Annotated in this window: 13 protein-coding genes; 6 read left to right on the top strand and 7 right to left on the bottom strand. The window is 60.3% G+C overall.

All coding sequences use genetic code 11. From position 1 onward, the window contains the following. The first annotated feature begins 24 nt into the window (after window positions 1–24). Genes rfbB through BM013_RS11155 form a run of 5 tightly spaced genes read left to right on the top strand, consistent with a single transcriptional unit; the run spans window position 25 to window position 4,339 of the window. Window positions 25–1,098, top strand: coding sequence for a dTDP-glucose 4,6-dehydratase (rfbB, locus tag BM013_RS11175; protein ID WP_093126542.1), 1,074 nt, complete (start codon window positions 25–27; stop codon window positions 1,096–1,098). After that, the gene (rfbD, locus tag BM013_RS11170) at window positions 1,095–1,985 is read left to right on the top strand and encodes a dTDP-4-dehydrorhamnose reductase (RefSeq protein WP_093126540.1); all 891 of its coding nucleotides are present in this window, start codon (window positions 1,095–1,097) and stop codon (window positions 1,983–1,985) included. The genes rfbB and rfbD overlap by 4 nt, the downstream gene beginning before the upstream one ends. Before the next feature lie 20 nt (window positions 1,986–2,005). After that, entirely contained in the window at window positions 2,006–2,902 is an 897-nt protein-coding gene (rfbA, locus tag BM013_RS11165; RefSeq protein WP_093126848.1) for a glucose-1-phosphate thymidylyltransferase RfbA, read from the top strand. After that, on the top strand, window positions 2,899–3,447 hold the full coding sequence (gene rfbC, locus BM013_RS11160; RefSeq protein ID WP_093126537.1) for a dTDP-4-dehydrorhamnose 3,5-epimerase: 549 nt from the start codon (window positions 2,899–2,901) through the stop codon (window positions 3,445–3,447). The genes rfbA and rfbC overlap by 4 nt, the downstream gene beginning before the upstream one ends. Before the next feature lie 34 nt (window positions 3,448–3,481). Further along, a complete protein-coding gene (locus BM013_RS11155) occupies window positions 3,482–4,339 on the top strand; it encodes a class I SAM-dependent methyltransferase (protein WP_093126535.1) in 858 nt (285 codons plus the stop codon). A gap of 50 nt (window positions 4,340–4,389) precedes the next feature. Here BM013_RS11155 and BM013_RS11150 read toward each other — a convergent pair whose 3' ends face one another. Beyond that, the gene (locus BM013_RS11150; protein ID WP_218153649.1) at window positions 4,390–5,001 is read right to left on the bottom strand and encodes a class I SAM-dependent methyltransferase; all 612 of its coding nucleotides are present in this window, start codon (window positions 4,999–5,001) and stop codon (window positions 4,390–4,392) included. A 576-nt stretch (window positions 5,002–5,577) separates the two neighbouring features. On the opposite strand from BM013_RS11150, the gene BM013_RS11145 reads away from it, so the two are divergent. Then, complete coding sequence (locus BM013_RS11145) at window positions 5,578–6,603, top strand: class I SAM-dependent methyltransferase (protein WP_093126533.1); 1,026 nt, start codon at window positions 5,578–5,580, stop codon at window positions 6,601–6,603. A 15-nt stretch (window positions 6,604–6,618) separates the two neighbouring features. On the opposite strand, the gene BM013_RS11140 is transcribed toward BM013_RS11145, so the two are convergent. From BM013_RS11140 to BM013_RS11115, 6 genes are read right to left on the bottom strand one after another with little or no spacing between them, the layout of a single operon-like run. Next, window positions 6,619–8,931 (bottom strand): glycosyltransferase family protein, encoded by a 2,313-nt coding sequence (locus tag BM013_RS11140; RefSeq protein WP_093126530.1) that lies wholly within the window; start codon window positions 8,929–8,931, stop codon window positions 6,619–6,621. Continuing rightward, a complete protein-coding gene (locus BM013_RS11135) occupies window positions 8,921–9,301 on the bottom strand; it encodes a GtrA family protein (protein ID WP_093126527.1) in 381 nt (126 codons plus the stop codon). The genes BM013_RS11140 and BM013_RS11135 overlap by 11 nt, the downstream gene beginning before the upstream one ends. After that, window positions 9,298–9,981, bottom strand: a complete 684-nt coding sequence (locus BM013_RS11130; RefSeq protein ID WP_093126525.1) for a class I SAM-dependent methyltransferase — start codon at window positions 9,979–9,981, stop codon at window positions 9,298–9,300. The genes BM013_RS11135 and BM013_RS11130 overlap by 4 nt, the downstream gene beginning before the upstream one ends. Beyond that, window positions 9,974–10,918, bottom strand: coding sequence for a glycosyltransferase family 2 protein (locus BM013_RS11125; protein WP_093126523.1), 945 nt, complete (start codon window positions 10,916–10,918; stop codon window positions 9,974–9,976). The genes BM013_RS11130 and BM013_RS11125 overlap by 8 nt, the downstream gene beginning before the upstream one ends. After that, complete coding sequence (locus BM013_RS11120; RefSeq protein ID WP_093126520.1) at window positions 10,915–11,769, bottom strand: NAD-dependent epimerase/dehydratase family protein; 855 nt, start codon at window positions 11,767–11,769, stop codon at window positions 10,915–10,917. Before BM013_RS11120 ends, BM013_RS11125 begins: the two co-directional genes overlap by 4 nt. After that, the gene (locus tag BM013_RS11115; RefSeq protein WP_093126518.1) at window positions 11,766–12,479 is read right to left on the bottom strand and encodes a nucleotidyltransferase family protein; all 714 of its coding nucleotides are present in this window, start codon (window positions 12,477–12,479) and stop codon (window positions 11,766–11,768) included. Before BM013_RS11115 ends, BM013_RS11120 begins: the two co-directional genes overlap by 4 nt. Window position 12,480 lies beyond the last annotated feature (1 nt).

The raw sequence follows: 12,480 nt of genomic DNA, 5'->3' as shown, positions 1-12,480 counted from the left end.
TTTTCACAACATAAAAGGGACCCCATGATCCTGGTTACCGGCGGCGCCGGCTTCATTGGCGCCAATTTCGTACTCGACTGGATCGCGAACAGCGACGAGCCGGTCGTGAACCTCGACAAACTGACCTACGCGGGCAACCTCGAGACCCTCGCGTCGCTCAAGGGCAACCCGAAGCACATCTTCGTGCAGGGCGACATCGGCGACAGCGCACTGATCGACCGCCTGCTGGCCGAGCACAAGCCGCGCGCCGTCGTGAACTTCGCCGCGGAATCGCACGTCGATCGCTCGATCCACGGCCCCGAGGATTTCGTGCAGACCAACGTGCTCGGCACCTTCCGCCTGCTCGAATCCGTGCGCGGCTTCTGGAGCGCGCTGCCGGCCGACGAGAAGACCGCCTTCCGCTTCCTGCACGTGTCGACCGACGAGGTCTACGGCTCGCTCTCGAAGACCGACCCCGCCTTCACCGAAGAACACAAGTACGAGCCCAACAGCCCGTACTCGGCCAGCAAGGCCGCCAGCGACCACCTCGTGCGCGCCTGGCACCACACCTACGGCCTGCCCGTGCTGACCACGAACTGCTCGAACAACTACGGCCCGTTCCACTTCCCCGAGAAGCTGATCCCGCTGATGATCGTCAACGCGCTGGCCGGCAAGAACCTGCCCGTGTACGGTGACGGCATGCAGGTGCGCGACTGGCTCTATGTGAAAGACCACTGCAGCGCCGTTCGCCGCGTGCTCGAAGCGGGCAGGCTGGGCGAGACCTACAACGTGGGCGGCTGGAACGAGAAGCCCAACATCGAGATCGTCAACACCGTGTGTGCGCTGCTCGACGAGCTGCGCCCCCGCGCCGACGGCAAGCCGTACAAGGAGCAGATCGCCTACGTCACGGACCGCCCGGGCCATGACCGCCGCTACGCCATCGACGCGCGCAAGCTCGAGCGCGAACTCGGCTGGAAGCCCGCTGAAACCTTCGACACCGGCATCCGCAAGACCGTCGAGTGGTACCTGGCGAACAGCGAGTGGGTGAGCAACGTGCAGAGCGGCGCCTACCGCGAATGGGTCGAGAAGCAATACGACGACGCAAAGGCCGCCACATGAAGCTGCTGCTGCTGGGCAAGGGCGGACAGGTCGGCTGGGAATTGCAGCGCAGCCTGGCGCCGCTCGGCGAACTGGTTGCGCTCGATTTCGACAGCACGGATTTCCGCGCCGACTTCAGCCGCCCCGAGCAGCTGGCCGACACGGTGCTGAAGGTGCGCCCCGACGTCATCGTGAACGCCGCTGCGCACACGGCCGTCGACAAGGCCGAGAGCGAGCCCGAGTTCGCGCGCAAGCTCAACGCCACGTCGCCCGGCGTCGTGGCCGAAGCGGCCCAGCAGATCGGTGCGCTGATGGTGCATTACTCGACCGACTACGTCTTCGACGGCAGCGGCAGCAAGCCCTGGAAGGAAGACGACGCGACGGGTCCGCTCAGCGTGTACGGCCAGACCAAGCTCGAAGGCGAACAACTGGTGGCGCAGAACTGCGCGAAGCACCTGATCTTTCGTACGAGCTGGGTGTACGCGGCGCGCGGCGGCAACTTCGCCAAGACCATGCTGCGGATCGCCAAGGAGCGCGACAAGCTGACCGTCATCGACGACCAGTTCGGCGCGCCGACCGGAGCGGAGCTACTGGCCGACGTGACGGCGCATGCCATTCGCGCGACGTTGCAGGACCCTTCCAAGGCGGGTCTGTATCACGCGATCGCCGGCGGCGAGACCACCTGGTACGGCTATGCGCGCTTCGTGCTCGAGATGGCGCAGCAGGCGGGTGTCGAGCTCAGGGCCGGGCCGCAGGCCGTCGAACCGGTGCCGACCAGCGCGTTCCCCACGCCGGCGAAGCGCCCGCACAACTCGCGCCTGGACACCACCAAATTGCAGACCACTTTCGGCCTGCGCCTGCCGCCGTGGCAGGAAGGCGTCGCGCGCATGCTGCGCGAGACCCTGTGAACTCTCACGAGAAGAAAAACATGACCAAGACAACGCAACGCAAGGGCATCATCCTGGCCGGTGGTTCGGGCACGCGGCTGCATCCGGCCACACTGGCAATGAGCAAGCAGCTCCTGCCGGTTTACGACAAGCCGATGATCTATTACCCCCTGAGCACGCTGATGCTCGGCGGCATGCGCGACATCCTGATCATCAGCACGCCACAGGACACGCCCCGATTCCAGCAGTTGCTGGGTGACGGCAGCCAGTGGGGCATCAACCTGCAGTACGCGGTGCAGCCGAGTCCGGACGGGCTGGCGCAAGCGTTCATCATCGGCGACGAGTTCGTGGGCAATTCGCCCAGCGCGCTGGTGCTGGGCGACAACATCTTCTACGGCCATGACCTCGTGAATCTGCTCTCGGCAGCCGATACCAAGCAGTCGGGCGCTACCGTGTTTGCGTACCACGTGCAGGACCCCGAGCGCTATGGTGTGGTCGCGTTCGATGCGAAGGGCAAGGCCAGCAGCATCGAAGAAAAGCCGTTGAAGCCGAAGAGCAACTATGCGGTGACGGGGCTCTACTTCTACGACAACCAGGTGGTGGACATTGCGAAGGCAGTGAAGCCGAGCGAGCGCGGCGAACTCGAGATCACCGCAGTCAATCAAGCGTACCTGGACTTGAATCAGTTGAACGTGCAGATCATGCAGCGCGGCTATGCGTGGCTCGATACCGGCACGCACGACAGCCTGCTGGAAGCCGGCCAGTTCATCGCGACGCTGGAACATCGCCAGGGTTTGAAGATCGCCTGCCCCGAAGAGATTTCGTGGCGCAATGGATTCATCACCAGCGAACAGCTTGAAAAGCTGGCCGCGCCGCTCGAAAAAAGTGGCTACGGTAAATACCTCAAGCACCTTTTGAGCGATGAGGTGCGCTCATGAAGGTCACACCGACAGCAATTCCAGATGTGCTCGTCATCGAGCCCAAGGTGTTCGGAGACGCGCGCGGTTTCTTTTTCGAGAGCTTCAACCAGAAGGCCTTCGACGAAGCCGTGGGGAAGCATGTCGAATTCGTGCAGGACAACCATTCGCGCTCGGCGAAGGGCGTGCTGCGGGGTTTGCACTACCAAATCCAGCAGCCACAAGGCAAATTGGTGCGGGTTGTGCATGGGGCAGTATTCGATGTGGCGGTTGATATCCGCAGGTCTTCGCCCACTTTCGGTAAGTGGGTCGGCGTGGAATTGAGCGAGGAAAATCACAGGCAGTTGTGGGTGCCTGAAGGTTTTGCGCACGGATTTTTCGTGATCAGCGATACCGCGGAGTTTCTCTATAAAACTTCCGACTACTATGCGCCCGCCCATGAACGGGCCATTCTGTGGAATGACGCATCTTTGGCGATCGATTGGCCGTCTATTGGGGTTGCCCCTCAATTGTCGGCAAAAGACGCCGTAGCTTCCGCACTGGCCTCCGCAGACGTATTTGATTGAATGAAATGAAGCGCGATGGGGCTAGGATGGCTCGATGCGCTTCATTCAGAAAGCTGTCGATGCATTTCGTCCCTTGGCGGACCCTTCGCATCGGTCGATTCCCGTCGGATTGCGTCCGGCACGTCGGCAATGGACTTTCGACCTCGCCCCTTTGACTGGCGAAAGCGCACTTTCGGGCATCTGCCCGGTTTGCGGGAAACGCGCGAAATTCGACGAATTCACCGATAACCCGCGTGAGTCAGGCCGTTGTTCGAATTGCCAGTCTTTCAATCGGCAGCGTCAGATGGCTCATGCCATTCGAAAGCAATGCGGCCTTCCGAAGGCGGGGCCGTTGCGTTTCCCCGAAGGATTCGTCATCTACAACACGGAGACTACCGCTTCTCTGCACTTGCAGTTATTGCAAACGCCAGGTTACCTGTGTTCGGAGTACTTCGGTGACGAGTACGAACCCGGCCAGATGGTCGATGGTCGGCGCCATGAAGACCTGCGGCATCTTTCGTTCGAGGACAACTCGATTGATCTCGTGCTTTCCAGCGACGTCATGGAGCACATGCCGGACCCTTACGCTGCACACCTGGAAATCCTGCGTGTGCTTAAGCGTGGCGGTCGTCATATCTTCACAGTGCCTTTCGGTCCGAGCATGCAGGAGGACCAGATCCGCGCGAAGCTGGTCGACGGCGACATCGTCTACCTCGAAGAAAAGGCCTTCCACGGTGACCCTGTCCGCCCGAACGAAGGTGTGCTCGTATGGACCATCTTCGGTTTGGCCATGTTCGGCCGGCTGCGCGAATTGGGCTTTGACGTCAAAGGTTGGAATATCTTTGCGCCGAACGAAGGGGTTGTGGGGCCGTGGTCACTGGTGTTTGACGCGCGCAAGCCGATAGATCAATAGGCACCAGCGAACCACAGCGCCATGCGGTACGCCCTGAAGAGTTGCAGCAGTTAGATCTTGAATACAGAAAATGCTGCAGCCGCAGGGTACGCCGATGCGTGCGTGGTGACCCTTCGAAAGCCCGCTTGCATGATGAATGTCCAGGCGCCCGCCCCAAACTCCGTCTGCACAACCAGGTCGCCAGTCGCCGTCGACGGATCGCCATGGAAGCTCTTTTGCAGACCAGATCGATCACGCGTCATTCGACCAACAATGATGGGAGCGGTAAAGCAAAGTGCGCCGCCGGGCTTCAGGATTCGCATGCATTCCTCGAGTCCGTGAACCGGGTTGAGAACGTGTTTCAAAGTGTCCGAGTGAATTACGATATCAAAGCTGTTGTCGGGACAAGGCATCGCGTGCATATCGACTTCCGGATACTTGCCGAACGCGTAGCCTGCAAATTGTTGAAGCGTCGAGGTGAGAGTGTCTGCTTCGTTCAGTTCAAGTATTCGCAGCGGGCTGCTATTCGGCATCCGGGCCGCCTCGCGCAAGGTGCCGCGCAGGCCCACGCACGAGAGGATCGCATCCGCAAGTACGGTGGAACGAAGATTCGAGCCACAAGCGGCGCGTTGCTGCCCTGTTGACGATCGACGTAATCCGCCTCCGCAGGGGACAGTTGCCATTCATCAATCAAGCCTGGCCAGAGGATTTTTCCGGCAAATTTGCGGCCGCCACATACGCTGTAAATCATCGATGAATCCAGTTGGTCATGATGGTTGGAAAAGACGAAATGTGCAGGTGACGACATGGCGCATTCGTCGGACGAGGCCAAGCGCGCTTCAATCAGGGGGAGTCGATCGGCCAAGTCGGCAGTTTCTGCACGCACGAGCAGTTGCACACCTCCACTGACGCAAGGCCAGCCTGGCGCTCCTCGGCTCGTGAACTGGGACAATCGAATCTGTTTCGCAAGACATCTCGCAAGCGGCATGCTGCTTCAGCTTGGGGCGCACTGAGTGCTGGCGCTGTTGGTGCGCAGGGAGTCAACGGGGCGGGGCTTGACCAAGGCTTTCCAACGCTCAAAGTAGAAGAGCTTCAAGCCGGCGTTTCGCTGTTCCTGCGCGGAATGGCTGCATCGCCGTCGTAAACTACGTGAGCGCCGCTTTTGCATAAAGTGCGCTCACTTGCGGCTGGCGAATTTCGTTGTGAAAGCGACCTCTGCGGCCAGTCAAATTTTGGTCAAGATACGAGGCTGCTCCAGCATGGATTTCACCGGCGAACGATTCATTCCTACGGAAAAGGGCGAAATCCGTTACGAGCACATGCATCGGTATGGATGGGTTCAGTCGCTGTGCAAGGGGCTCAGGGTTCTGGACATCGCCTGCGGTGAAGGATACGGTTCGGCATTGTTGGCCGACACTGCCGGCTCTGTGACCGGCGTGGACATTTCGGACGAGGCAGTCAGCCACGCAAAGCAACGTTACGCATCGCGCGCCAACCTGCAATTCCTGCAAGGCAGCGCCACGTCCGTTCCGCTCGAGAGCGGCAGTGTCGACGTGGTGGTGTCTTTCGAGACGATCGAACATCTGGCGGAGCAAGAGGAAATGATGCGCGAATTGCGGCGCGTGCTGGCCCCTTCCGGCATCCTGGTCATTTCCTCGCCCAACAAGAAAGTCTATTCGGACGACCGAAACTACGTGAACGAGTTTCACGTCAAGGAGCTGTACTTCGACGAATTCGATGAGTTGCTGGGCCGCTACTTTCCAGCTCGCCGTCATTTCGCCCAGCGTTTCATCACAGCGTCCGCCTTGTTGCCCCTCGGCCAGACAGCCACGGTGTACGAGGCCTTGCTGCTGACTGGCAATGAACTCAAGGCCCGAACCAAGGCCATGGACCGCGAGATGTATTTCGTGGCCGTTTGTGCGGCCAACGAGGAACTGCTGCCAGCACTTGCGCCCAACTTGTTCCTGGATGCCGAGAGCGATCTCTATTCCGAGCAGCACGATGTGAGGCAGTGGGCCTCTGGCCTGCATCAAGAGCATTCCGAACTGCAGGCGCGCCACCTGACCCTCAACAAGGAGTTCGAGGAGCGCACAGCTTGGGCTGAATCGCTGCTTGCCGAAAATACAGTGGAGCGCAACGCGCGTTTACGGCTGGAGGCGAAGACGGCAGAACTGGCTGAACTGGCTGCGCAAACTCAGCGAGTGGTCGACCAGATCATGAACTCGCGTTCATGGCGCCTTATGGCGCCGCTGCGCTGGTTGTCACGCAGGCGGAAGGGCGGCTGACGCCGCGGCCTGGGCTCAGGCTGTGACTTTCGCAGCAGTCGCGCGCAGACGGGCGCGCCGCTTGCGACCTGCAATGAGGCACATCACCACTGCGAGCAAGCCGCATCCCGACAGTGGCAGCGTCCACATGAACGTGACTGGCCGGAAGCGAAGTTCGACCGTGTGCGTTCCCGGCGGCACGAGGATGCCCATCTGGCTGCCGTTCACGCGCAGCAGCAAAGTGCGGCCCTTGTCGATCGAGCCTCTCCATGATTCGTCGAAGAACTCGTTGAGCACCAACATCGAAGTCGTCGGGCAGCTCAGCGTGACGCGGATGCGATTGACGCGGCGGGGGATGTCTTCCTTGACATCGCAACGCGCGACCGGCACATCGCCTGTCCGTCGGGGAAGCTCGGGGATGTTCTTTTCGGCGAACAACGGCGCGCTCGTCAGATCGGCGGCTGCGATCTTCGCGGTGAAATCTCCCAGCGAATCGAAGATGCCATCGAGCGCAGTGGCCGCGTATGCGTGCGGCAGCGCAGCGGTCGTGGCTTCGTAGAGCTGCAGGCCGGCGATGTCCTCCTTGTGCTCGTAGCCCTGCAGCGCCTCGGGCGCGCATTTGTCGCATACGAGGTACTTCGCGCCTAACGACTGGAAATAGTTTGGGGTGCGCGGCCCATGGTAATAGAGCTCATCGAACTGCTGTTTCGGCGCGGGATTGAAGTAGGCGTTGAGCGTGCGGATGCCCTTGTACGACGCCAGCATCGAGGCCATCTGCTTGTCGATCTTGCCGTCGAAGATCACGCGCCAGTCGTGTGCCGGGTCGAGCACGAGCAGCCTGTCGAGCACGCGATCAAGCTCGCGACCGCCATCCGTGTTGTATTTGCTGGCAGTCGTCGACGTCGGCGTCCAGAGGATCTGTGCACCCAGGAAAAAGAGGGCGGCGACGCTCCAGATCAGGGCGACAGACACGCCGGCTCGCGTGCCCGCCCGCCGGCCCAACGCGGCTGTGAGCGCAATCAATGCGACCAGCACCAGCACGGACGCCAACGTCCATGGCAGCGAGGCGATGCGCCCGATCGACAGCACCAACAGGATGATGCTGGCCACTGCAGCAATCGATAGCACGAGCAGGTAGCGGGGGCGTCGCGTTCCATCGGTGCGGCGCGATGTCACGGCTTGCCTCAATTCGTCAAGGCCCAGTGCTGCCAGGGCGGTGACCGCGAATTGGAACAGGATCAGGAAGCGGCTCGGCTCGCGGATCTTGTTGAGGATCGGAATCAGATGATTGATGTAGGCCAGGCCCAGATTGATGCCGGTCGACGAGGCGATGGCGTAGAGCGCTATGAAGAACAGCGCGCCTTTGATCCACAAGCGCCCGCGCGACGCGGCCGCCATGCATGCCAACGACAGCACGATCACGCCCACGAAGGGGTGGCCGACTGCTGCGCCTGGCGCCATGAACAGCACACCGGTCAGCGCCGCGATGGACAGTTGGTCGACCTGGAAGGCCTCAAACGGGATGTGGCCGTTGCCCGTCACCGGAGGAAACGGGCCGATCCAGCGGATCATGTGCTTGAATTCCAGCGCTGCAGGCAGGATCACCGGCGCGACGATCAACAGCGCGACGATGCCTACGCCGGTGATCTGCGCCAGCGGGTACCTAGTGTGTACCCAGCCGCCAGACAGTCCATGGCTCGCCCAGTACGCCAGCACGAACACCCCGGATACGATCACGGCGTGAATCAGCGGTTGCGCTGGCGATGCCAGCGCGAGCAGCACGATGCCGGCCAGCGCCATGGCGAAATAGCGTCGGCGGCCCGGATGTTCGAAGATGCCGACAAGGCCCGCGAGGTAGAGCGGGAACCAGGCATAGGGGGCCGTGATATTCAGCCAGGCCGCGTAGGTCAGGCTGTTGGCGCCGAATGCGAACAGGGCCGAGCCCATGAGCGCAGAAATGCGCGATGTGCCGATGACGCGCAGGAATACATAGGTGTTGATCTCGAGGATCAACAGGTGCATCAGCGTCAGCCAATGCATCGAATGAACCACTTGTTGCGGCCCATCGAACAGCGGCAATGCTGTGAAGTAGAACGGATAGAAAGGCGAAAGCTGCGGAAAGTTGTACAGCGGCAGTCCGCCTAGCACGGTCTCCATGCGCAGCGGCCATTCGCCGTGCGACAGCGAGTGCGACATCGACGAGAGCACTGTGCCGATGAAGAACTCGTTGTCCATCAGCAGTGAGAACGAGCGATTCGGGTCGAACGCATTGCGCAGGAATATCGCCCAGAGCGCCAGGAGCGCCAGCCCCACTGCGCCCGCGTTGCGCCACTTGCTCTCAGGCCGCATCGACATTCTTGAAGACATAGAACTTGTTCATCGCATACGACGCTGCGACGTAAACCACCCCGGCCAGTATCTGGCTCAGACCTTCATGCACGTTCAGGTAACGGATCAGCACGATGAGTGCAATGAAGTTGGCCCCATAAGCGATGGCGAACACCACCACGAAACGCGCAATCTCGCCGTGGTGGCGTTGTTTGCTGCGGAAGGTGAAGTTGCGGTTGAGCAGATAGGACGTGACGAGGCCAACCGCATAGCCGATGACATTGCTGACCTCTGCAGAGAGCCCAGCGAGATACATGCACGCAAAAATGATGCAGTAGCCGAAGGCGGTGTTGAAGACGCCGACGGCCAGAAACCTCAGGAACTGGCTCATGCCGGCCGGAGTCCCCGCACCCAATATTGCCCACCCAGCGGTAGCCAGCCCAAGCCGTTTTCCATCCAGGCCAGTGCCGAGAGCTTCGGTGGAATGAACAGGCAATAGGCTGCGCCTTCCACTTTCAGCGAAGCGCCCTTGAACAATGATTTGAGTTCGGAGGGCTTGAGCAGCACCGCATCTTCGTCATAGGGGCAGTTGTCGACGATGCGGCGCGTGACCGGGTTGTATGGATTGTGTTCGAAGACGTAAAGCTCTCCACCTGGCGCGAGGCGTTGAAACAACTTGCGCGCCACTTCAGTTCGCTGGCTCGGCGGAATGTGATGAAACACGCCTGCCACGAAGATCAGGTCGACCGGCTCGCCTGCTTCGACCTGGTCTTCTTCCAGGAAGAATTCGATACCAGGGTTGTCGCGCCGCGCGATGTCCAGACTGGCCGCCGAAATATCGGAGCCTTCGATATGCGCATCGGGGAAAGCGGCGTGCAGGAAGGGAATGTTGCGGCCGATGCCGCAGCCGTATTCCAGGATGCGCTTGGGTGATCGTTTGACCAGCTTCTGCACCAGCTGAATCTTGTAGCGCGCGAAGTATTCCTCGCTGGCCGAAAAGAAGCCGGTGCTTTCTCTCAACAACTCGTTGTAGTTGTCGGTGTAGTCATCGAAATCGACCTTGTTACTCATGTGTTATCTCCTCGTCGACGATGTACCTTGGTCTGCCCTTGACCTCTTCATAGATCCCGCCGACATAGGCGCCCATGATGCCCAGCACGATGAGCTGGATGCCGCTGAACAGCAAAAGCAGCACCACCATCGTCGTCCATCCATTGGGGATGGACTGCACGAAAAAGTACTTGGCGACCGAGAGCACGATCAGCACGAAGGCCAGCAATGCAAACAGCCCACCCACGAAGATGCTGAGCTGCAGCGGCTTGGTGCTGAACGACAGGATGCCCGCCATGGCGAGTTGGACCATGCGTGCCAGCGAGTATTTCGACTGGCCCGCAAAGCGCTTTTCGGCCACGAATTCGATGCCAGCTTGCTTGAAGCCGATCCACGAAAACAGGCCGCGAAGGAACATGCTGCGTTCCTGAAATCCAGTTGACAGCGTGCGGGCGACGCGCCGTGAGATGAGCCGAAAATCGGCCGCATTGGGATTGATGGGCACCTGCGAAATGGTGCCCAGCAATTTGTAGAAAAGATTGCCCGCCTGCTTGCGCAGGAAGCCCACGTCCTCCGTGTCGCGACGCAGGGTATAGACCACGTCGGTGCCGCGCCTGAATTCTTCGAGCAGGGTGGGAATAAGTTCGGGTGGGTGCTGCAGGTCGCTGTCCATCATGACAATCGCGTCGGCATCGAGCGCGTGCTCAATGCCGGCGAGCAGCGACATCTGATGTCCGAAACGCGAGGACAGCACAAGGACGCTGGCGCCCGTGTTTGCAGCGACCACTGAGCGCAGCACCTCCACCGTGTTGTCCGTGCACTGGTCGACAACATAGAGAATGCGCCACTCGATGTCCGGAATGGAGTCGAGCACGCCCCTCGTGCGCTCGTGAAAATGAGCGATCACATGTTCTTCATTGAAGACAGGGGTGACCACCGTCAACTTGATCTTCGTCACTTTTGGATGCTCTCCCCCAGCAGGCTCAACGTTTTGCACATGTCTGCATAGATGACCGGAACGTCATAGCCGGCGCGATTGGTCAACGCTGGAGCTTCCTGCACTGCAATGGTGGACATGCTCTGAGCGGCCAGCAATCGTTGCAACAATTCGCGCATCACGATCGGCTTGCCGCTGCCCACGTTGTAGATCTGTCCCGACGTTCCGCCGATGGCAATGGCCAGCATTTGCCGTGCGGCCTCATCGGCGTCGACATAGTCGCGCGTTGCGTTCAGCGGACCGAATTCGAACGACGAGCGTTGGCCTTTGCGGACTTCCTCGATCTGCTTCTGGACCCGGCCGATGAAGAGTCTTTCGGAAAGACCCGGTGCCTCGAGGTTGAAGAGCCGCGCGACGACCACACTCACGCCACGCAGCGCATAAAACGAGGCCAGCTGCGTTTGCCAGGATTTGCTCAACCCATAGATGGACTGAGGGTTCAAGACGTGGTCTTCCCGGATCGGGTTGTCCCCAGGCTCGACCGCACCGTATTCCGCCGCTGAGCCGACAAGCAGAACGCGCGTCTGCGGGTGCGAGTGTTCCACCAGGTCCAGCAGTCGCCGCGTCGCGTCGACATTGACCGCATAGGCCTCGTCGTAGTTGCCGGAAAAGGTCGCGGCCAGATGAAAAACGATATCAGGACGAATTTCCGCCAGCATGGCTTCGACGCGTTTGTCGTCGCGAATATCGAGTCGGTGCGCGTCGGCTTGCCGGCTCGTTTCGACGACGCGAAATGCCTGCGTCTGCCGCAACCGGGCAATGACGGCGCTCGCCAGTGCGCCTGTCGAGCCGGTGATCAGTGCTGTTTTCAAGGGCCGATGCCGAGCTTGGTTGCCAGCTCAGCGAAATTGTCGTCGGCGTATTGGTAATCGTCAGGTCGGCCGATGTCGAGCCAATAGCCATTGAAAGGCCGAATGGCAATGCGTCGCTTGTTTGCAAGGCCATCGATCATGAGATTGTCGAAGCCATAGGGCTGGCCTTTGGGCAGTTCCTCGATCACGGAGCGATTGATGCAGTAAATGCCCATGCTCACGTCGAAATCATAGGTGGGCTTTTCGCGAAATTCGGTGAGGCCGCCGTCAACGCCGGAACCCAGCACGCCGAAATCGATGCGCACTTGGCGGCGGTACGACGACACGGAAACCATATCTCGCGAGGCGACGTGAGCCTCGAAGAATTTACGGTAGTCGAGGTCGCACAGAATGTCGCCGTTCATCACCAGAAAGTTCTCCGGAAGATCGGAAATCAGGGTGAGCGGACCAATGGTGCTGAGCTCGCCCTCTTCCAGCGAATAATTCAGCTTTACACCCAGGCGTGAGCCGTCGCCGAAATACGCCATGATCAATTGCGACAGATGATTGACCGCCAGCGTGATCTCGGTAAAGCCGGCCTTGGCCAGCTGCATGATGATGATTTCGAGAATCGAGTACTTGCCGCCCAGCGGAACGAGCGGCTTCGGAATCAGCGTGGTATAGGGGCGGAGCCGGGTGCCTTTGCCGCCGGCCAGAATCACTGCGCGCATG

Origin of the sequence: Variovorax sp. OK605, from assembly GCF_900115445.1 — a bacterium.
Classification (GTDB): Bacteria; Pseudomonadota; Gammaproteobacteria; order Burkholderiales; family Burkholderiaceae_C; genus Variovorax.
Note: the sequence above shows the minus strand (reverse complement) of the source record. Positions and strands in the feature narration are given on the sequence as shown.